Raw genomic sequence first — 19,875 nt, forward strand, 5'->3', positions numbered from 1 at the left:
TCCATGGTGGTCGGCTCCGTTCCTGGATGGGGACGCCGGCGGACGACCCTAACGGACATGGACGACGTCACCGGCGCTGAGCGCGTGGTCTCCGTCGGCCGCGCGGACGACGAGGCAGCCGTTCTCGTCGATGTCCACGGCCTCGCCGGTCAGGACGCCGTCCGGCGCGCCCGGGGCGCCGCCGGGCAGTTGCACGCGCACCTGGCGGCCGAGCGTCGCGCACACCTCGCGGTACGCGTCCCGGAGCGCCCCCTCGGCCCACTCCCCGCAGAACTCGATGTACCGGCCCGCCAGCTCGCGCAGGATCGCGCGGAGCACCGGGTCGCGGTCGGCGGGAGCGTCCTCCAGCACGAGCGAGGTCGCGGTGGGCACCGGCAGCTCGTCGGCGCGCAGGCTGACGTTCAGCCCGATGCCGAGCACGACGGCGTCGCCCGCGCGCTCGGCGAGGATCCCGGCGAGCTTGCGGCCGTGGATCAGCACGTCGTTCGGCCATTTCAGCGCCGCATCGGCCATCCCGCCGCGCGACGTCCCCTCGATCTCGGCGAACCCGCGCAGGGCGCGCACCACCGCCACCCCGGCCACGAGCGGCAGCCAGCCGAGCCGGGCGACCGGCACGGGAGGCCGCAGCAGCACCGAGAAGGCCAGCCCCGAACGCGGCGGGGCGGTCCACGCCCGGTCGAGGCGACCGCGCCCGGCCGTCTGCGCCTCGGCGACGAGGACCAGGCCCTCCTCCGCACCGGCTCGGGCCCGCTCCGCCAAGTCGGCGTTGGTCGAGCCGGTCTCGGCGACCACCCGGATCTGCCGCCACAGCCCCTCGGGGTGGACGAGGGCACGGTTCAGCGCCCGCTCGTTCAGCGGCGGACGCTCCAGATCGGTGTACGGCGAAGGGCTCACCTGCCCAGCCTAGGGCGCAGGACCGCGCCGTCAGTCCAGGGTGATGTCGAAGGTCCGGAGGCGGTCCGGGTCGGCGGTGAGGTCGATGGCGCTGATCGCGCTCCCGGCGAAGGAGAATCGCATGACCAGCGAGAGCCTGCCGAGTGGCGCCATGACGAGGGCCGGACTTCCGTCGACCATGGCCAGGACGGTGAAGCGGGCGCGGGTGGTCGCGGCGACGGCGCTTCTGGCGACGGCCAGGGCGCCCTGCAGGGTGAGGGGTCTGGCGACGCCGGTGACCGCCGCGTCGGCGCGGAGCTCGACCTCGGGGTCGAGCAGGGTCAGCAGCGCCTCGAAGTCCCCGGTCCGCGTCGCCGCCAGGTACGCCTCGACCGCCTGGCGCCGGCGGGCCGGATCCGCGGGCTGTGCCCCGGTGCCCCGGACCTTGGCGCGGGCCCGGCTGGCAAGCTGCCGGACCGCGGCGGAGTTGCGCTCCATCATGTGCGCGATGTCGTCGAAGGCCACGTCGAACATGTCGTGCAGGACGAACGCGATCCGCTCCGCCGGGCTCAGCCGGTCGAGCACGACCAGCATCGCCAGCCCGACCGAGTCGGCCAGCTCGGCCTCCTCCTGCGGGATCCGCTCCTCGTCGGCCGCGCCGAGCCAGTCGGCGGTGAAGTCCTCCAGCGACTCCTCGCGCCGGGTCTGCCGCGCCCGGAGCAGGTTGAGGCAGACGCGGGTGACCACGGTCGTCAGCCAGGCCGCCAGGTTCTCGATCTCTGCCAGGTCGGTCCGGTCGAAGCGCAGCCAGGTCTCCTGGACCGCGTCGTCCGCCTCGGCGCCGGAGCCGAGCATCCGGTAGGCGAGCGCCCGCAGCCGGGGCCGTTCCGCCTCGAACGTGTCGAGCGACGAAAAATCCTGGATCACCGTGTCACATTCCAGAGCCCGGGCGGGTCGTAGCCGTGTAGCACCGCAAATCTACACAGCAGGGAGATCAAGGGATGTCCACCACCATTCTGGTCACCGGCGGCACCGGCCTTCTCGGCTCGCAGGTCGTTCCGCTCCTCCGGCAGGCCGGGCACGACGTCAGGGTGCTGAGCCGCCACGACCGGCAGCCGGGCGACGGCGTGGAGTACGTGACCGTCGACCTGCTGACCGGGGACGGCCTCGACGAGGCGCTCGACGGGGTGCGGACCGTGCTGCACCTGGCCGGCGGCCCCAAGGGCGACGACGTCGCCACCCGGAACCTGGTCCGGGCCGCCGAGCGTGCGGGCACCGTGGAACACCTCGTGCTCATCTCGGTCATCGGCGCGGACGCCGTGCCGATCGGCTACTTCACCCGCAAGGCGGAGGCGGAACGGATCGTGGCCGCCTCCGGCATCCCGTACACCATCCTGCGCGCCGCGCAGTTCCACGACCTGGCGCTGAAGACGGTCCGGGCCATGGCGAAGGCGCCAGTCCTGCCGGCGCCCGGCGGAATCCGCTGGCAGCCGGTCGCCTCCCGTGAGGTGGCGGCCCAGCTGGCCGAGCTGACCCTCGGCACCCCCGCGGGCCGCGTCCCCGACCTGGCCGGACCGCGCGTCTACACCCTGGAGGAGCTGCAGCGTAGTTACCTGGCCGCCGTGGGCAAGCGCCGGATGCGGCTCCCCATCCACGTCCCGGGCAAGATCGGCAAGGCCTACCGGTCGGGGGCCAACCTCACCCTCGACGCACCTACCGGCAGCGACACCTGGGAACAGTTCCTGGCCGCCCAGACCACCGGCGCGTGAGGAGCACCCCGGTCAAGCCGGATCCGGTCAGCGGCGGACGGTGCAGATCGGTGTACGGCGAAGCGCTCACCGCCCCAGCCCAGGGGCCGGAGCAGCAACGGGTCACCGAGGAAGGCCTGGCGCAGTTCTACGCGCGATGGGCGCGAGCCGGGGAGTCACGCCAACTGGCTGCGACCTGCGCCGAGCGGCTGCACAAGTGAAGCCCCGCACCATAGCCTGAAGTCGTCGAGGCTTCAGGAGGTGCGGGGCTTTGCACGATCAAACCAACATCGGTGGACGTCTTCGGGTCCTGCGCCGATGGCGCGGCATGACCCTCGTGCAACTCGGAGACCTGTCAGGACTCAGCGCTTCTTTCCTTTCGATGGCTGAACGAGGTCTGCGTCCCATCGATCGGCGGTCCCACATATCGGCTCTGGCTACCGCGTTGAGGGTTTCCGAGACCGATCTGGTCGGTGGGCCGCACCTGAGCGCAGACCCTGTCCAAGCAGGGCCGCACGCCGCGATCCCGAACATCCGAGAAGCCTTGCTTGTCAACACTCTGACGGCCCCGGCCGCCGACCAGGCACGTCCGCTATCGGAGCTCATTACCGAGATGGCCCGTATCGACCGTAGTGAGTACAAGCATGTAGAGGTCGGCAGAAAACTCCCCGCACTGATCAACGAGCTCCATGTGCATGTCTGTGGCCCGGCCGACGAAGCCGCTCGTCGGGTCGCGCTGGCAACCCTGATCGAGGCATTCCAAACAGCGACATTCACCGCAAAAGACCTGGGATATTTCGACCTGGCTCGCATTGCCGCGATGCGCGCCATGGAAGTGGCCGATATCCTCGACGACCCCGTCAGCAAGGGCAAGGCAGCCTCGCTGCACATCCATACGATCCCCATGGCATCTCGGAACTTCGCCCTCGTTGCAGCCGAGAAGGCGGCAGATGCGCTTGAGCCCCATCTCAGGAGCAGCACAGAGATACCGGTTCTCGGGATGCTCGCATTGGCGGCTGCCCTGTCCGCAACCGTCTGCTACAACTACGACCGCGCCGAGCACTGGCTCGACCAAGCCGCCGACCTCGCTTCCCGGATACCGGACACTCCTTCCGAGACCTGGGGCGCTTTCTCCAGCACCAACGTCGCCATCTGGCGCGTCGGGCTGGCCGTCGAGCGCGGCGAAACCGGCGCTGGCCTCTTGCGGCTCGCCGAGAAGGTCGATGAAGATCGGATCGCCGGCCGACGCGGACGCCGGGCGACCTTCCTCGCAGACGTAGGTCGCGGACTGGCCCGAGACCCGCGGATGAGGGCCGCTGCCTATCGATGGCTTCGCCGAGCCGAGAGCGTCGCCCCTCACAAGATTCGCAATAGCACGGCCGTTCATGAGACAGTCAGCTCCATGCTGGCCCAAGAGCGCAGCGCGGCAGTGGGACGCGAACTGCGCGCGATGGCAGCGCGGATGGGCATCCCGCACTGAGTCGGCCTAATTCGGTCAACAAGTCACCGTTTCACACCAGTGAAATTACGGAGCGTTCGCACTCCTACCGTCTGTGTGCATGGCCAACCACGACGACCGTGCTCAACTCATACAGCTCGCCGAAGTCCTGAAGCGTCGCGACTGGCCGGCGCGGATTCGACAGCGTGGCGACCGCTTCACGCTTACAGTCACCAACCCGGCCGACGAGGAGCTGAACGAGTCGGTCGTGTGCTCCGCGTCGGACAACGGGCTCGCCTACTCCGTCCCCGGTGGTCAGGAGCTGGGCCCGACCGCCGACGTCGAAAAGGTCGCGGACCGGCTCCAGAACATGCTGCGGAGCGTCAGAGCATGAGCCGCCCCGCATGCGGCTCCCAGGTCGGCGGGACAGCTCCTAAGTTCGGCGTGGAGTTGCCGACACGACCGCCGAGGGGGCGGCGGATGACCAGCCAGCAGCCCGTCGTGTGCAGCGCCAGAGAGCCGAACGTCGCTCGGATGTACGACTACCTCCTCGGCGGCAAAAATCACATCCTGGTCGACCGAGAAGCCGTACAGGAGGCCATCAGGCGAATACCCAACCTGCGCCTGATGGCCAAGGAAAACCGCCGGTTCCTCCAACGCGCAGCCCGATACCTCCAGAATCTAGGCATTCAGCAGTTCATCGACATCGGTGCTGGATTCCCCACGCGGGACAACACCCACGAGGTCATACAGAACCGAGATCCGGACGCCCGCGTGGTCTACCTCGACAACGACCCGGTCGTCCTGGCCCACGGCCGCGCCTTACTGACGGACAACGCCAACACGACCGTCATTCAGGCAGACCTCCGCGACCCGGACGCCATCATCGACCATCCCGGGCTCAACACGATGATCGACTGGCACAAGCCCGTCGGTGTCATTCTGGTCGGGGTCCTGCATTTCATCCCCGACAGCGAGAACCCCCACGGCATCGTCGCAAGCTTCCGTTCGGCGATGGCACCCGGCAGTTGCCTCGTACTCAGTCATGCCAAGCGGAACCCGGAGACGGTGCATGCTGCCGAGGTATGGAAGCAGGCGAACGCCCCCGGCGTGCCCCGCACGGTTGAGCGCATCGCGCGCTTCTTCGACGGTCTCCAACTCGTGCACCCCGGTCTCGTCCCCGTCTCAAAGTGGAGACGCGGCTCACAGCGGGCACAAGAAATCCCGTTCCTTGGCGGCGTCGGCCTAAAGCGCCCGGAGGCGTCCCGTGGCTGATCCCCAGTGCCTGCGTGAGTACGTCGACCGACTGTCCGTGGCGCTCACCGAACGAGGTCTGAAGGTGAAGGTCACTGGTTACCGCGTGACGGCGATCAACGTCGGCGCTCACCTCGTCCAGAGTGTCGAGCTCCAGGACGTCGACGGCGTGCTGATGTGGTGCTGGCTCTGGCTCGGCCCGCGCCTCGTCGTACGAGGGGCGCCCAGACCGGAGCCGGACGTCGAGCCGTTCTCCCCTGGCGACGAGATCGACTATGCGGCGCTGCGGATAGCGAACGTCGTCGCCGGCACACGGGAGAACACGGTCATCGACGCGACGAATGTGCAGACCCTCATCAGCCTGTGCCGCATGGCCCAACTCGATGACAAAACCATCGCCCATAGAACACCCGCGCGGGAGTGTGGGCGCTACTAGGAAGGAATTCCAATGAACACGCGTTCCTGTCGAACCGGTTCTCGGCCAGCACGACGATGGCCGCCGCGCCAGCAGAGGAACTTCATACCCACGGCAGATGCCGAAGGGATCTCATGGGCCGAGGTCCGAAAGCATCACGGCCGGTGCCATCGGCAAGACGGCGACGCCAATCTCAACGACATCCCGCCGTGGGCGAGAACTTTTCTTACAGGGTCAAGGAGCCGAGGGCCATGGACGCTGTACCGGTAGGCGAGGCACCACCCGGCTGGGTGCGTGTCGATGAAGACGTGCGGGGAGTTCCGCTGTGGCAGCGGCAAGTCGAACCGTGCTACGTCGCGACTCGCGACACGGACCAACTTCTGTTCATCGACGCCGCACTCGCCCGATTCGACCGGATGAGTGGAGAGGAACTCCACGAGTTCATCTCGTCGCGGTGGGGCACCCTCACGGATGGAGCCGGTGAGGCCGGCTGAGCCGACGGTCGGGGCAAAACGACCTGAGGTCCCCTGGCCCCCGATTCGAGCATCCGGTCAGCCGCCGAGCGATCGCATACGCGCCCGGCCGTTCGGCCTGGAAACGATCCGCTGGTCGGGCAGCATGGCGCAGCAGGAGACGAGAGACGTCGGGTCACCCAGCCGGATTCGCTCCGCCGTCGGGTCGCCCGCGCGAAAACCAGGGACCGCCCGAGCCGCGACGGCCCCGCACCCATCGGGAGAGGACACCTTCATGAGCATCGGCACCACGGACAGCGAGGGCCTCCGTCATGAGATGGTCGACCGGCTGGCCGCCGATCACGCGGCGAAGGGCCTCAAGCTGCGTCCCGACGTGGAAGCGGCAATGCGGGTCGTTCCCCGGCAGCTGTTCACGCCGGGCCTACCGCTGGAGGAGGCGTACAAGGACGCCGCGGTCGTCACCAAGCGGCGCGGTGAGGAGACCATCAGCTCGGTGTCGGCGCCGTTCCTGATCGCGGAGATGCTCGGTCAGGCAGCGGACGCGCTCGACGGCCTGGAAGGCCGTCACGTGCTGGAGATCGGCAGTGGCGGCTACAACGCCTCGCTGCTACGCGAACTCGTCGGCCCGGCCGGGTCGGTCACGACCGTCGACATCGACCCGGAGGTGACCGATCGGGCGGCCACCTGCCTGGCGGCGGCGGGGTACAACGACGTCACCGTGGTGTGCGCGGACGCCGAGCAGCCGATCGAGCCGGTCCGCCGCTACGACCTGATCATCGTCACGGCCGGCGCGTGGGACATCCCGCCCGCATGGCGCGACCAGCTCACCGGCGACGGCGTCCTCGTTGTGCCGCTGCGGACGTTCGGGATGACCCGATCGTGGGCGCTGCGACGCTCGGGTGACCGGCTGGACAGTGTAAGCGACCGCCAGTGTGGGTTCGTGTCCATGCAGGGCGCCGGCGCCCACGAGATGCGGTACGTCGACATCGCCGATGGCGTCCACCTGCGGCTGGATGAGGGCCAGCAGGTCGACGCCGCCGCTATCGCGAGCCTGCTCACCCAGCCGCGCCAGGAAGCCTGGGCAGGGCTGAGCCTGCCGCCCCGCACCATCCTGTCCGACATGGACCTGTGGCTGGCGACCCGCCTCAAACCCGAGGTGAGCGAGTTCGTGGTGCTGTCGGCACAGGAGAGAGCCGTCACCTCCGGCATCGTCGCCCCAGCCTGGCGATTCGGCACCCCCGCGACCATCGACGACGGCACCTTCTCCTACCGGTCGGCGCTGCGCTGGACCGACAGGAAGTTCGATCTCGGCGCATACGCCCACGGGTCGGCGGCTGCTGCGGCGGTCGGGCGGATGGTCGAGCACATGCGCGCGTGGGTGGACGCGGGCAGCCCTTCGCCGGTGCTGCACGTCCTGCCCGCGGCGACCCCGGACGGCGACCTGCCGGACGGGGCGGTCCTGGACAAGCGGCACAGCCGCGTCGTCCTCACCTTCACTCCCCAGGGAGGAACACTGTGATGGAGCACCAACTGAACCTGCGCCTGGTCGACGCCGGGCCGTCCGCGAGCGGCTACGCCACCAGCACCGATGACGGCTGCGGCTCGGGCAACACCGGCTCGGACGCCTGCTCGGGCTGACGCCCTCCCATCGGGCCCGGCCTCCTGCGGGGCCGGGCCCGGCCTGTTCTTCCCACCGACCCCCGGAACTGTGAGCGCATCATGTTCGATGTCGCCGACGCCGCGTTGATCAGGGCCGCCGCCTACCCCCACGACCTGCCCCTGCCCTCCTGGCCTGACCTGACCGCCGACCAACCCAGGGAGTGGCTGGAATGGCTGAGCCAGGTGTGGACGCTGCCCGCGTTCGCAGCGGCCGTCACGTCCGCCGCACCGCAGCTAGCCAGCCAGATCACCCGTGCTCTGATCGGCGAGCCGATGGCCGAGCGCAGACTGAGGCGCCTGGTGGAGACAACGGTCCGGTATCTGCTGAGGTGGACGAGCCGCGCGACCCCGTTCGGCTACTTCGCCGGGGTGGCACCGGTTGAGCTTGGTCCCCGCGCGGCGGTCCGCTGGGGCGAGGCGCATCACGCCGTGGTCCGCCCCAACGAGGAATTCATCGCCGAACACACCGCCTTGGCTGAGCAGAATCTGGCCACGCTCCGCGCGGTCGCGGTGGTGACGAACTCGGTGGGGTATCGACGTGGCGGGGCATGGGTGCTGCCCTGCGCCCGCGCCAAGGACGACCGGATGTGGGATGTCGAGATCGACCTGACCAGCCCCGTCGAATTGGCGGTAGAAACCGCCGGCTCCCCCATCATGTTCAGTGAGCTAGCTGCGAGGATGACCAAGGAACTGCCCACCGACACGGCGGCGGCCGAGCGGCTGCTGGCCGCGCTCGTGGAAGCCGGGGTGCTGCTGTCGGCGGTCCGACCGCCGATGACCGTGACCGACCCGGCCGCGAACCTTGGACGCCACCGCTCCCTGCCCGATCCCGGTGAGCAGATCGGGGTCGATCTGCGGGTCGACTGTTCGGTGACGCTGCCCCCGGCGGTGGTCGATGAGGCGCGGGAAGCCGCGTCCGCGCTCGTCGCGCTGGCGCCGCACCTGCCCGGCTGGGCCGCCTACCATCGCGCGTTCATCGACCGGTGGGGGCCTGGTGCGGCCGTGCCGCTGCGTGAGGTTTTGCGCGTCCTGGGGTTCCCCGCCGGATACCGGGGCGCATTCCACCGCCGTGACCCGGCGGGATTCACCGCCCGCGACGGTGTGCTCGCCCAGCTTGCCCAGCGCTCCGCCCTGGATGGCTGCGCCGAGGTGGTGCTTGATGACGAGCTGATCGACCGGCTGCGCGGCGACGACGACCGGCCTCCGATCCCGCATACCGAACTGCGGTTCACCCTGGCCGCCGAAACCCTGGGTGATCTGGATCGGGGCGCGTTCACGCTGACGGTGGTGAGCGGAGCCCGGCACGCCGGCGTCGCGGCCGCCCGGTTCCTGCACCTGCTCTCCCCTGCCGAGCTGGAGCGTTTCCGCCGCGTCTACGTGAGCCTGCCGACCGCCCTGCCCTGCGCGGACACGGTGCAGATCTCCGCTCCTCCGCTGGAGACTCGCTTGGCCGCCGTCGCTCGCACGCCCGAGCTGCTGCCCATCCTGCCCGTCGGCGACTTCTGCCCCGACCCGCAACAGACGCTGGAGGACCTGGCAGTCACCGGTGACGGACAGCGACTGTGGCTGGTGTCCAGAACCACCGGCCGACCGGTCGAGCCGCTGTTGCTCAACTGCGTGCTGCCAGCCGTTCAGCAGCCCCTCATCTGGTTCCTGACAGAGATCTGGACGGCATGGACGGCTCCGTGCAGCAGGTTCGACTGGGGCCACGCCCGTAATCTGCCGTTCCTGCCACGCCTCCGACGGGGCCGCTCCATCTTGCACCCGGCCCGCTGGGACATCGGCCAAGCCGCGCTCCCCGGCCGCACCGCGACGTGGCCGCAGTGGCGAGACGCCTGGCGGCAACACCGCGATCACCACCGGATACCGCGTGAGGTACTCATCGGCGACGACGATGTGCGGCTACGCCTCGATCTGGACGAGCCCACCCACCTGGCGGTGCTGCGCAGTCACCTCGGCCGGCAAGGACACGCCGGCCTCACCGAGGCCCCCGGTCCGTCCGGCTGGATCGACGGCAGACCCGCCGAGCTCCTGCTCACCCTCACCAACACCCGGCCGCATCGACCCCCGCGCGTCGCCCGACCCGTCAGCACGCTTCAGCACCGTCCTGGAGGCTCGCCCTGGCTGGACGCCCGCCTCTACGGCTGGTGTGATGACATCCTCGCCCACCTGGCCGAACACGCCGATGAGGTCCTGCCCGCAGGCTGGTGGTTCCTCCGCTACCCAAATCCGGAGCCCCACCTGCGGCTACGGATCCCGCTGAACACCACCACGTTTACCGGTGCCGCCCAACGCCTCACCCGGTGGGCGGAGCAACTCGACACCAGCGGTCTCCTCCACGACTACGCCCTGCACACCTACCGGCCCGAAACCCGCCACGGGACTGGACCGACCCTCTCCGCGGCCGAAGCGGTCTTCGCCGCCGACTCCCGCGCCGCTCTCCACCGGCTGGCCGGCGACCGGCACGCCGCCACGGCCGCAGGGATGATCGCCATCGCCGACGCCTTCACCGGCGACGGTCTGCGCTGGCTCGCCGAACACGTCCCCCGCCGCAGCGGCCCACGGCTGGAGGCCGCCCAACTCGCCCTCGCCCGCGTCCCCCACGGCGACGACAGCCTGTCCACGGCGTTGACCACCTACCGATCCTTGGCCGACCGCGACGGCCTCGACACCGACCAGGTCCTCGCGGATCTGCTGCACCTGCACCACGCCCGCATGATCGGCGTCGACACCGCCTCCGAACGGCACTGCCTACGCCTGGCCCGCGTCATCGCCCACACCGACCTCGCCCGGAAGAATCCATGACGGCGGGACAATCCCTCGCCGACGGGGCGGCCGGCATCGCCCTCCTCCACCTGGAGACCGGCCAATGGCAAGCGGCGTACACGGCGCTGGAGCAGGCCGTCGCCGACGGCGTCAGCATCGCCGGCGGCGCCAGCCTCTACTACGGCGCGCCCGCCCTCGCCTACGTCCTCACCGGATCCGACGATCCACGCCTCACCCAAGCGCGGGCCGTCGCCGCTACCGGAACCGCGACGGTGACACGCCACCGGCTTGAGGCCGCCCACCGCCGCATCGACGAACGCCGCCAGCCGCACTACGCCGAATTCGACCTGATCCGCGGACTGACCGGCCTCGGCGTCGCTCTGCGCCGCATCGGCGACCTTGATCTGCTCCGGGACGTACTGGCCTACCTCGTCCGGCTCACCGAGCCCATCGGCGGACTTCCCGGCTGGTGGTGCCCGACCGGCCCCAACCACGAGCAGCCGCCGCCGATCGGAGGACACAGCAACCACGGAATCGCCCACGGCATCATCGGCCCACTCGCCCTCCTCGCCCTCACGCTGACCAACGGCCTCACCGTCGACGGTCACGCGCAGGCGATCACACGCATCTACCAGTGGCTGGACACCTGGGAACAACGGACCACCGGCGGCTGCGCCTGGTGGCCGCAGATCATCACGCTCAACGACCTACGCCGCGGCGAACCGAGCCAGCCGTGCCCGCTACGGCCGTCCTGGTGCTACGGCACTCCCGGCATCGCCCGCGCCCAGCAACTCGCCGCCCGCGCCCTCGGCGACACCGCACGCCAGCGCAAGGCCGAGACCTCGTTCACCGGCTGCGTGAACGATCCTACGCAGACAGCCCGTCTCATCGATCGCAGCCTGTGCCACGGAACCGCTGGGCTGCTGGCGACCGGACGCCGGATCGCCGCCGACGCCCTGACTCCGATACCCCTCACGTCGCTGCTGCGCCGGCACCACCAGGCCATCGCCGCAGCGGACGAACCCGCCGGATTCCTCGACGGGTCTGCTGGCACCGCCCTAGCCGCCGCTGGAACAACGGCGACGTCGTGGGACGCCTGCCTCCTGCTCTGCTGACCGAAAGGCCCACCCGTGGAAGAACCCCCCTGGAGACAGGTCAACATCACCTACCCCGGCTCGGACCCTCACCAACGTGAACGCCACGCCATCGACCACCTCGCGCCGATCCTGCCCGCCGCCGAGGCCGACGGCCTCATCACCTCCTGGTGGTTCATCCGCAAGGGCCGCTGGCGCGTCCGCTACCTCCTCACCGAGGAGGCGCACGGCCACGACCGCAGCGACCCCCTGCACCCGCTCCTCACCGCCGGAGTCACCTGGAACCGCGACGTCTACGAACCCGAAGTTCACGCCTTCGGCGGCCCCGCCAGCATGGACGCCGCGCACGCCCTGTTCCACCACGACAGCCGCCACCTGCTCGCATTCCTCCACGACGACCCCGCCGACCGGCGAGAACACTCCCTCGTACTGTGCACCGCGCTCATGCGGGCCGCAGGACTGGACTTCAATGAGCAAGGCGATGTGTGGGCACGTGTCGCCGAACAACGCGCCGGGCTACCCTGCCAGCCACCCGGCCCAGACCCCCAGGTGTGGGCCTCCTTCACCAGCGACGTCCGCCACCTCCTCCTCGGTACCGCCCGCACAGACGCCATCACGGGCGACTGGCTCACCACGTACGAGGACACAGGCAGAACACTCCGAACTCTGCGCGAAAACGGCGAACTCACGCGAGGTCTACGCGCAGTGATCACACTCCACGTGATCTTCCACTGGAACCGCATCGGACTCCCTGCGACCGTCCAGGCCACCCTCGCCCACGCCGCGAAGGATGCCGTCTTCGGCAGAGGCACCCCGCCCCCTCACTGAAGTGGAGGAGCCAGTTGCGCCGACCGGCTCGGTCGCTGGAGCGCTCGCTAGTCAGCGGGGGGCCTTGCCGGAGATGCCGACGCCGAAGTCGAACTCGCGGTAGACGCGCGCCCAGAAGCCCTCCCGTAGCCAGTCGCGGGCCTCCTTGTAGGGGCGCAGCGAGTGGCCGAGCTCCTTCTCGCCCTCGATCAGCAGCTCCTTGTCGATGACCGTGGGCAGGATCGGGCCGGGCAGCAGGTCGCGGATGTTGTCCCGGCCGCGGGTGAGGATCCACTTGTGCGCGATGTGCTCGCCGATCTCCTCGACGCGGTCGCGGCTGGGGCCCAGTTTGGCGACCGGGCTCGGCTGCGCCGGGCGGACCGGCGGCGGGGCCGGCTTCGGCGGCCGGGCGCCGAAGACCGCGGTGGGCGACGGGATCGGCGGGGTGACGGGCGGCTCCGGGGCCGTCTCGCGGGAGGTGTCGAGCGTGAAGTACGGCTTGACGAAGTCGGCGTTCACCACGTCGACGGTGTCGGACTCCCAGATCAGCCGCTCGGCCTGGTTGGTGCCGTACGGCGGCTCGACGCCCCAGAGGTGGATGAGGACCCCGTAGGTCTGCGCGGCCTCCACGGCCGGGAGCATGTCCTCGTCGCCGGCCAGCAGGATGGCGTCGGTGACGGCGCCGTGCCGGGCGAGCGTCTCCAGGTCCTCGCGGATCTGGGCGTCGACGCCCTTCTGCTGGTTGTGCTTGTTGAGATTGCCGAGCCGGAGCTTCACCTGGGGCAGCGGCGCGACGACCCGCTGGTCGATCGTCGGCACCCGGTCGCGAGCCGCGTCGAACCAGTAGATGCGCAGCAGCTCACCGCGCATGCAGGTGGCCGCTCGACCCTGGAGGGCCTTGATGAGGCCCTCGGCGTCCACCCGGTAGGAGCGGCGGGAGGAGACGCCGAACAGGAGGTCACCCGCCGCGGCGTAGAGATACCCCACGTCTACGAGGATCGCGTAGCGCGGCAGCGGCGACGGTTGAGACACGGACTCGCGAACAGTCATCACCTATGACTTTAGGTGAAGATCAGCCTCCCGTCCTCGGTTGTGCCGCCTTTCTGGCCGCTCAGCGGTGCTTTCGCACGTGAACGGCACACCGACCGCCGACACGCCGCCGTCCGGTCGCGCGGTATCCCGGAATCGGTACGGCCCGTTATCCGCGCGCGGCGCTGTGACCGACGTAACGGAGCACCCCGGGGCGGCTCGCCGTAGGATCTACTACGAGACGTAGTACTACGAGACGTAGTAAACGAACGGAGGGCCGCGGGGATGAACCCGCTCGACATCGCCCGGTGGCAGTTCGGGATCACGACCGTCTACCACTTCCTCTTCGTACCGCTGACGATCGGCCTGTCCGCACTCGTGGCTGGCCTGCAGACGGCATGGGTGCGGACCGGGGCCACGGGGTACCTCCGCGCGACGAAGTTCTGGGGGAAGCTCCTCCTGATCAACTTCGCGATGGGGATCGTCACCGGCATCGTGCAGGAGTTCCAGTTCGGGATGAACTGGAGCGCCTACTCCCGGTTCGTCGGTGACGTGTTCGGCGCGCCGCTGGCTCTGGAGGGACTGCTCGCCTTCTTCCTCGAGTCGACCTTCCTCGGCCTGTGGATCTTCGGCTGGGACAAGCTACCGAAGAAGATCCACCTGGCCTGCATCTGGATCGTCGCCGTCGGAACGCTGCTGTCGGCGTACTTCATCCTCGCCGCCAACTCCTGGATGCAGCACCCGGTCGGCTATCACCTCGACCCGGCGACCGGACGCGCCCGGCTGACCGACTTCTGGGCCGTGCTGACCAACTCGACGATGCTCGTCGCCTTCCCGCACACGATCACCGCGGCGTTCGTCACGGCGGGCCTGTTCATGGTCGGCGTCAGCGCGTGGCACCTGGCCCGGCGCCGGCACGTCGAGGTCTTCCGGCCGTCGATGAAGATCGCCCTGGCCGTCACGCTGATCGCCTCGATCGGCGTCGCCGTCACCGGCGACCTGCAGGGCAAGGTCATGACGAAGCAGCAGCCGATGAAGATGGCCGCGGCGGAGGCCCTGTACAAGACGGCGCAGCCCGCGTCGTTCTCCCTGTTCACCATCGGCACCCTCGACGGCCGCAAGGAGGTCTTCGGCGTCAAGGTCCCGCGGGTCCTGTCGTTCCTCGCCACCGGGGACTTCGACGGCAAGGTCGACGGCATCGACGACGTGCAGGCCGCCGAGCAGGCGAAATACGGCCCGGGCGACTACCGGCCGGTCATCCCGGTGACCTACTGGAACTTCCGGATCATGGCCGGCGTCGGCCTCCTCACCGCGTTCCTCGCCCTCCTCGGCCTGGTGCTCATGCGCCGGGGGCGGCTGCCGCGCAACCGGTGGGTGTGGCGCGCGGGCGTGCTGTCGCTGGCGCTGCCGTTCGTCGGCAACTCCTCGGGGTGGATCTTCACCGAGATGGGCCGCCAGCCCTGGTCCGTCTACGGCGTCATGAAGACCTCCGCGAGCGTCTCACCGGGCGTCTCGGCCACGTCGATGCTCATCTCCGTCCTCGCGCTGACCGCGCTGTACGCCGTGCTGATCGTCATCGAGACCGGGCTGATGGTGCGCTACGTCAAGGCCGGCCCGCCCTCCGAAGAGGACGTCGCGCCGCCCCCGCCCGGCGACGACGCCTCCGCCGAACAGTCGCTCACCTTCGCCTACTGACCTACTGACAAGGGGTTGCGCCATGGAGGCCACGACCGTCTGGTTCGTCGCCATCGCCTTCCTGTGGACCGGCTACTTCTTCCTGGAGGGCTTCGACTTCGGCGTCGGCGCCCTGCTGCCGGTGCTCGGCCGCGACGACACCGAGCGCCGCGTCCTGCTGAACGCCATCGGACCGGTCTGGGACGGGAACGAGGTCTGGTTCATCGTCGCCGGGGCCGGGACGTTCGCCGCGTTCCCGGAGTGGTACGCCACCCTCTTCAGCGGGTTCTACCTGCCGCTGCTGGCGATCCTGCTCGCGCTGATCGTGCGCGGCGTGGCGCTGGAGTACCGCGGCAAACGGGACGAGCCGCACTGGCGCCGCCGCTGGGACCGCGCCATCTTCTGGGGCAGCGTCGTCCCGGCGTTCGTGTGGGGCGTGGTCTTCGCGAACCTGAGCCGCGGGGTCGCGCTGGACGCCCGGCACGAGTACGTCGGCACCCTCACCGACCTCCTCAACCCGTACGCGCTGCTCGGCGGGCTCACCACGCTCACCCTGTTCGTGCTGCACGGCGCGGTGTTCCTGGCGCTCAAGACGGCCGGGGACGTGCGTGCCCGGGCCGTCCGGATCGCCCGGATCGCCGTGGTCGCCGCCATCGCGGTGGGCGGGACGTTCCTGCTCATCACGCAGGTGCAGCACGGCAAGCCGGTCACCTGGGTCACCGTGGCGATCGCCGCCGCCGGTCTGGTCGGCGCGGCGGTCGCGGTCGCCCGCGGTCGTGACGGCTGGGCGTTCATCGGCACGGGCGCGGCCATCGTGTTCGCGGTCGTGACCCTGTTCGTGGCGCTGTTCCCGGACGTCATGCCGTCGACGGTCGCCGCCGCGAACAGCCTCACCACGACCAACGCCGCCTCGTCCCCGTACACGCTCAAGATCATGACGATCGCGGCGGTCGTGTTCACGCCGCTCGTCGTGCTCTACCAGGGCTGGACCTACTGGGTGTTCCGGCGGCGCATCCACGCCTCGCACATCCCGCAGCCGACGCGGCCGGCGGAGCCGGAGCCGACGAAGGACCCGGAGCCGGCGAGATGAGGCCCTTCGACCCCCGGCTGCTGCGGTACGCCCGCACGACGCGGGCGTACCTGGCCCTGTCGGTGATCCTCGGCACCGCCACCGCCGGCCTGGTCATCGCCCAGGCCGCGCTGCTCGCGGGCCTGATCGCCGACGCGTTCCTCGGCGGCGCCTCGCTCGCCGCGGCCCGTACGCCGCTGCTGCTCCTGCTCGCCGTCGTCGCCGGCCGGGCGCTGGTCGCCTGGCTGCAGGAGGTCGCCGCGCACCGCACGTCCGCCGCGGTGAAGTCGCGGCTGCGCGGGCTGCTGCTCGAACGGGCGGTGGCACTCGGGCCGCGGTGGCTGGCCGGCGAGCGCAGCGGTGAGCTCGCCACCCTCGCCACCCGGGGGATCGACGCGCTGGACGCCTACTTCTCCCGCTACCTGCCGCAGCTCGTGCTCGCCGTGCTCGTCCCGGCGGCGGTGGGCGCGCGGATCCTGTTCGGCGACTGGTCGTCCGCGCTGATCATCGCGCTGACGCTCCCGCTCATCCCGATCTTCGCGATCCTGGTGGGGCTGGCCGCCCAGCGGAGGATGGACCGCCAGTGGCGCACGCTGTCCCTGCTGTCGGGGCACTTCCTCGACGTCGTCGCGGGCCTGCCGACCCTGAAGGTGTTCGGCCGGGCCAAGGCGCAGGCGCGCGCGATCCGCGAGGTCACCGGCCGGTACCGCACGGAGACCATGGCGAGCCTGCGCGTGGCGTTCCTGTCCGCGCTGGTGCTGGAGATGCTCTCGACGATCTCCGTCGCGCTCGTCGCCGTCTCGATCGGCCTGCGGCTGGTCGACGGGGAGGTCGGCCTGCGGACCGCGCTGCTCGTCCTGATCCTCGCGCCGGAGGCGTACCTTCCGCTGCGCCAGGTCGGCGCGCAGTACCACGCCAGCGTCGAGGGGCTCACCGCCGCGCAGCGGATCTTCGAGGTGATCGAGACGCCGCTCCCGCGTCACGGCACCCGGACCGACGTCCCCGACCCGGCGTCCACGCCGCTCCGCCTGGAGGAGGTCACGGTCGCGTACGAGGGCCGGGACGAGCCCGCGCTCGACGGCCTCTCACTCGTCGTACGCCCCGGCGAGACCGTCGCCCTCACCGGACCGAGCGGGTCCGGCAAGTCGACGCTGCTCGCGGTGCTCCTCGGCTTCGTCCGCCCGGACGCCGGGCGGGTCCTCCTCGGCGGGACCGACCTGGCCGACCTCGACCCGGACGCCTGGCGGTCACGGATCGCCTGGGTCCCCCAGCGGCCGTACCTGTTCGCGGGGACGGTCGCCGACAACATCCGGCTGGGCCGCCCCGACGCCTCCGACGACGAGGTACGGCGCGCGGCGCGCGACGCCTTCGCCGAGGAGTTCGTCGACGCACTGCCGGAGGGATTCGCCACCCGGCTCGGCGAGCGCGGGACCGGCCTGTCGGCGGGGCAACGGCAGCGGATCGCCCTGGCGCGGGCGTTCCTGCGCGACGCGCCCCTCCTGCTGCTGGACGAGCCGACCTCCGGCCTGGACGCCGAGAGCGAGGCCGCCGTGATCGGGGCGGTACGGCGGCTGGCGGCCGGGCGCACGGTCGTCCTCGTCGCGCACCGACCGGCCCTGGCCGACCTCGCCGACCGGGTGGTACGCGTCGGAGGAGTGCTGGAGGCGGCGGCATGAGGAGCGCTGTCACGGGGGAAGGCCGGGGACCGGTGCTGCGGCTGCTCGCGGCGGGCCGCCCGGCGGGCGGCCGGCTGGCGCTGGCCGCGCTGTGCGGCGCGCTGGCGCTGGGCAGCGGGGTCGGGTTGATGGCGACGTCGGCCTGGCTGATCTCGCGGGCCGCGCAGCACCCGCCGGTGCTGGTGCTGATGGTCGCGATCGTGGCGGTGCGGGCGTTCGGGATCGGGCGGGGCGTCTTCCGGTACGCCGAACGGCTGATCGGGCACGACGCGACGTTCCGGATCCTCGCCGACCTGCGGGTCCGGGTGTACGAGCGGCTGGAGCGGCTCGTCCCGGCCGGGCTGCCGCGGGCGCGCGGCGGCGACCTGCTCGGCCGGCTCGTGGCCGACGTCGACGCCGTCCAGGACCTCTACCTGCGCGTGCTGCTGCCCTCCGCCGCCGCCGTCCTCGTCGGCGGGGCGTCGGTGGGCCTCGCGTGGAGCCTGCTGCCGTCCGCCGGCGTCCTGCTGCTGGCCGGTCTGCTGCTGGCGGGCGTCGTCGCCCCGTGGCTGTCGGCCGCCATGGCGCGGCGGGTGGAGCACCGGACGGCCGATCTGCGCGGCGAGCTGACCGCGCACGTGGTCGACATGCTGCACGGGGCGCCGGAGCTCGTGGCCTACGGCGCCGCCGCCGACCGGCTCGCGACGGCCGCGCGCCTGGACGACGGCCTCACCCGTGCGTCGGCCCGGTCCGCCGCGACGGCGGGGGCGGGCGCGGCCGTCACGGCGCTGGCCGGCGGGCTCGCCGTCTGGGGCGCCCTCGTCGTCGGCATCCCCGCCGTGCGGTCCGGGCACCTCGACGGGACGCTGCTCGCCGTGCTCGCCCTGCTCCCCCTGGCGGCGTTCGAGGTGGTGGCGGGCCTGCCGCTCGCCGCGCAGCAGTTGCAGCGGGTCCGCCGGTCGGCCGCCCGCGTCTTCGCCGTGCTCGACCGCGAGGAGCCGGTGCGCGACCCCGCCGCGCCGGTCACGCTCCCCGAGTCGCCGTACACCCTGCGGGTCACCGACGTGCGCGCCCGGTGGACGCCCGACGGGCCGTACGCCCTCGACGGCGTCTCCCTGGACCTCGCTCCGGGCCGGCGGTGCGCGGTGGTCGGGCCGAGCGGGTCGGGCAAGACCACGCTGACCGCCGTGCTGCTGCGCTTCCTCGCCCACGAGTCGGGCCTGGTGACGCTGAACGGCGTCGAGCTGAGCGAACTGGCCGGGGACGACGTGCGCCGCGTGGTCGGGCTGTGCGGCCAGGACGCGCACCTGTTCGACACGACGATCGGGGAGAACCTCCGGCTCGCCCGGCGGTCCGCCACCGACGAGGAGATCCGCGACGCGCTGCGCCGGGCCCGGCTGCTGGACTGGGTGGAGACGCTGCCGCGCGGGCTGGACACCCGCGTCGGGGAGGAGGGCGCCCAGGTCTCCGGTGGGCAGCGGCAGCGCATCGCGCTGGCCCGCGCGCTGCTGGCCGACTTCCCCGTGCTGCTGCTCGACGAACCCGCCGAGCACCTCGACGTCGCGACCGCCGACGAGCTCACCGCCGACCTGCTGGCGGCCACGGAGGGCCGCACCACCCTGCTCGTCACCCACCGCCTGGCCGGGCTGGACGCCGTCGACGAGATCGTGGTGCTCGACGGCGGCCGGGTGGCGCAGCGCGGCGGCCACACGGACCTGCTGGCCCGGCCGGGGCCGTACCGCGCGATGTGGGACCGCGAACGCCGCCACGACCACGCACCGTGCTGATCGACCGGCGCGGCCGGTGCCCTAGGACCTGTCCGGTGGATCTTGTGGACCGAATGCCCCGAGGAGATGACGGGCAATCTCCACGGATCGCGCACCCAGGTCCCCGGTCCTCTTCCACCGGTGTCTACTCAGCG

Annotated in this window: 19 protein-coding genes; 16 read left to right on the forward strand and 3 right to left on the reverse strand. The window is 71.0% G+C overall.

Annotated elements, in window-relative coordinates:
- Nucleotides 1-48: 48 nt before the first annotated feature.
- On the reverse strand, nt 49-894 hold the full coding sequence (locus AB0K82_RS38060; RefSeq protein WP_364406600.1) for a biotin--[acetyl-CoA-carboxylase] ligase: 846 nt from the start codon (nt 892-894) through the stop codon (nt 49-51).
- 30 nt (nt 895-924) lie between these two features.
- Complete coding sequence (locus tag AB0K82_RS38065; protein WP_364406603.1) at nt 925-1,800, reverse strand: sigma-70 family RNA polymerase sigma factor; 876 nt, start codon at nt 1,798-1,800, stop codon at nt 925-927.
- 74 nt (nt 1,801-1,874) lie between these two features.
- On the opposite strand from AB0K82_RS38065, the gene AB0K82_RS38070 reads away from it, so the two are divergent.
- From AB0K82_RS38070 to AB0K82_RS38125, 12 genes are all read left to right on the forward strand, one after another.
- Nucleotides 1,875-2,642 (forward strand): NAD(P)H-binding protein, encoded by a 768-nt coding sequence (locus AB0K82_RS38070; RefSeq protein WP_364406606.1) that lies wholly within the window; start codon nt 1,875-1,877, stop codon nt 2,640-2,642.
- Complete coding sequence (locus AB0K82_RS38075) at nt 2,639-2,842, forward strand: hypothetical protein (RefSeq protein WP_364406608.1); 204 nt, start codon at nt 2,639-2,641, stop codon at nt 2,840-2,842. Before AB0K82_RS38070 ends, AB0K82_RS38075 begins: the two co-directional genes overlap by 4 nt.
- A gap of 50 nt (nt 2,843-2,892) precedes the next feature.
- Nucleotides 2,893-4,101, forward strand: a complete 1,209-nt coding sequence (locus tag AB0K82_RS38080) for a helix-turn-helix domain-containing protein (RefSeq protein WP_364406611.1) — start codon at nt 2,893-2,895, stop codon at nt 4,099-4,101.
- A gap of 79 nt (nt 4,102-4,180) precedes the next feature.
- On the forward strand, nt 4,181-4,453 hold the full coding sequence (locus AB0K82_RS38085) for a hypothetical protein (protein WP_364406614.1): 273 nt from the start codon (nt 4,181-4,183) through the stop codon (nt 4,451-4,453).
- Between the two features lie 86 nt (nt 4,454-4,539).
- Nucleotides 4,540-5,334 (forward strand): SAM-dependent methyltransferase, encoded by a 795-nt coding sequence (locus tag AB0K82_RS38090; RefSeq protein ID WP_364406617.1) that lies wholly within the window; start codon nt 4,540-4,542, stop codon nt 5,332-5,334.
- Entirely contained in the window at nt 5,327-5,749 is a 423-nt protein-coding gene (locus AB0K82_RS38095) for a hypothetical protein (protein WP_364406619.1), read from the forward strand. The genes AB0K82_RS38090 and AB0K82_RS38095 overlap by 8 nt, the downstream gene beginning before the upstream one ends.
- 230 nt (nt 5,750-5,979) lie before the next feature.
- A complete protein-coding gene (locus AB0K82_RS38100; protein WP_364406622.1) occupies nt 5,980-6,222 on the forward strand; it encodes a hypothetical protein in 243 nt (80 codons plus the stop codon).
- A gap of 253 nt (nt 6,223-6,475) precedes the next feature.
- On the forward strand, nt 6,476-7,720 hold the full coding sequence (fxlM, locus tag AB0K82_RS38105; protein WP_364406625.1) for a methyltransferase, FxLD system: 1,245 nt from the start codon (nt 6,476-6,478) through the stop codon (nt 7,718-7,720).
- Complete coding sequence (gene fxlA / locus AB0K82_RS38110; RefSeq protein WP_364406627.1) at nt 7,720-7,839, forward strand: FxLD family lanthipeptide; 120 nt, start codon at nt 7,720-7,722, stop codon at nt 7,837-7,839. The genes fxlM and fxlA overlap by 1 nt, the downstream gene beginning before the upstream one ends.
- An 81-nt stretch (nt 7,840-7,920) precedes the next feature.
- Nucleotides 7,921-10,665, forward strand: a complete 2,745-nt coding sequence (locus AB0K82_RS38115) for a lantibiotic dehydratase (RefSeq protein WP_364406630.1) — start codon at nt 7,921-7,923, stop codon at nt 10,663-10,665.
- The gene (locus tag AB0K82_RS38120) at nt 10,662-11,741 is read left to right on the forward strand and encodes a lanthionine synthetase C family protein (RefSeq protein ID WP_364406633.1); all 1,080 of its coding nucleotides are present in this window, start codon (nt 10,662-10,664) and stop codon (nt 11,739-11,741) included. Before AB0K82_RS38115 ends, AB0K82_RS38120 begins: the two co-directional genes overlap by 4 nt.
- Nucleotides 11,742-11,756: 15 nt before the next feature.
- Nucleotides 11,757-12,548, forward strand: a complete 792-nt coding sequence (locus AB0K82_RS38125) for a thiopeptide-type bacteriocin biosynthesis protein (protein WP_364406636.1) — start codon at nt 11,757-11,759, stop codon at nt 12,546-12,548.
- 51 nt (nt 12,549-12,599) lie between these two features.
- On the opposite strand, the gene AB0K82_RS38130 is transcribed toward AB0K82_RS38125, so the two are convergent.
- Entirely contained in the window at nt 12,600-13,577 is a 978-nt protein-coding gene (locus AB0K82_RS38130) for an NYN domain-containing protein (RefSeq protein WP_364406639.1), read from the reverse strand.
- Nucleotides 13,578-13,841: 264 nt separating this feature from the next.
- Between AB0K82_RS38130 and AB0K82_RS38135 the strand changes: the two genes are divergently transcribed.
- Genes AB0K82_RS38135 through cydC form a run of 4 tightly spaced genes read left to right on the forward strand, consistent with a single transcriptional unit; the run spans nt 13,842 to nt 19,741 of the window.
- On the forward strand, nt 13,842-15,251 hold the full coding sequence (locus AB0K82_RS38135) for a cytochrome ubiquinol oxidase subunit I (RefSeq protein WP_364406642.1): 1,410 nt from the start codon (nt 13,842-13,844) through the stop codon (nt 15,249-15,251).
- Nucleotides 15,252-15,273: 22 nt separating this feature from the next.
- Nucleotides 15,274-16,320, forward strand: a complete 1,047-nt coding sequence (cydB, locus tag AB0K82_RS38140; protein WP_364406645.1) for a cytochrome d ubiquinol oxidase subunit II — start codon at nt 15,274-15,276, stop codon at nt 16,318-16,320.
- Nucleotides 16,317-17,975 (forward strand): thiol reductant ABC exporter subunit CydD, encoded by a 1,659-nt coding sequence (gene cydD, locus AB0K82_RS38145; protein WP_364406647.1) that lies wholly within the window; start codon nt 16,317-16,319, stop codon nt 17,973-17,975. The genes cydB and cydD overlap by 4 nt, the downstream gene beginning before the upstream one ends.
- The gene (gene cydC, locus AB0K82_RS38150; RefSeq protein ID WP_364406650.1) at nt 17,972-19,741 is read left to right on the forward strand and encodes a thiol reductant ABC exporter subunit CydC; all 1,770 of its coding nucleotides are present in this window, start codon (nt 17,972-17,974) and stop codon (nt 19,739-19,741) included. Before cydD ends, cydC begins: the two co-directional genes overlap by 4 nt.
- Nucleotides 19,742-19,875: the final 134 nt, after the last annotated feature.

The organism is Actinoallomurus sp. NPDC052274 (genome assembly GCF_040679475.1).
In the GTDB taxonomy this organism is placed as follows: Bacteria; Actinomycetota; Actinomycetes; order Streptosporangiales; family Streptosporangiaceae; genus Actinoallomurus; species Actinoallomurus liliacearum.

Coding starts and splice junctions, on each gene's coding strand:
- AB0K82_RS38130 (WP_364406639.1), bottom strand. CDS start 13,577: ATGACTGTTCGCGAGTCCGTGTCTCAACCGTCGCCGCTGCCGCGCTAC.
- AB0K82_RS38135 (WP_364406642.1), top strand. CDS start 13,842: ATGAACCCGCTCGACATCGCCCGGTGGCAGTTCGGGATCACGACCGTC.
- AB0K82_RS38090 (WP_364406617.1), top strand. CDS start 4,540: ATGACCAGCCAGCAGCCCGTCGTGTGCAGCGCCAGAGAGCCGAACGTC.
- AB0K82_RS38120 (WP_364406633.1), top strand. CDS start 10,662: ATGACGGCGGGACAATCCCTCGCCGACGGGGCGGCCGGCATCGCCCTC.
- AB0K82_RS38070 (WP_364406606.1), top strand. CDS start 1,875: ATGTCCACCACCATTCTGGTCACCGGCGGCACCGGCCTTCTCGGCTCG.
- cydD (WP_364406647.1), top strand. CDS start 16,317: ATGAGGCCCTTCGACCCCCGGCTGCTGCGGTACGCCCGCACGACGCGG.
- AB0K82_RS38100 (WP_364406622.1), top strand. CDS start 5,980: ATGGACGCTGTACCGGTAGGCGAGGCACCACCCGGCTGGGTGCGTGTC.
- cydC (WP_364406650.1), top strand. CDS start 17,972: ATGAGGAGCGCTGTCACGGGGGAAGGCCGGGGACCGGTGCTGCGGCTG.
- fxlA (WP_364406627.1), top strand. CDS start 7,720: ATGGAGCACCAACTGAACCTGCGCCTGGTCGACGCCGGGCCGTCCGCG.
- cydB (WP_364406645.1), top strand. CDS start 15,274: ATGGAGGCCACGACCGTCTGGTTCGTCGCCATCGCCTTCCTGTGGACC.
- fxlM (WP_364406625.1), top strand. CDS start 6,476: ATGAGCATCGGCACCACGGACAGCGAGGGCCTCCGTCATGAGATGGTC.
- AB0K82_RS38085 (WP_364406614.1), top strand. CDS start 4,181: ATGGCCAACCACGACGACCGTGCTCAACTCATACAGCTCGCCGAAGTC.
- AB0K82_RS38115 (WP_364406630.1), top strand. CDS start 7,921: ATGTTCGATGTCGCCGACGCCGCGTTGATCAGGGCCGCCGCCTACCCC.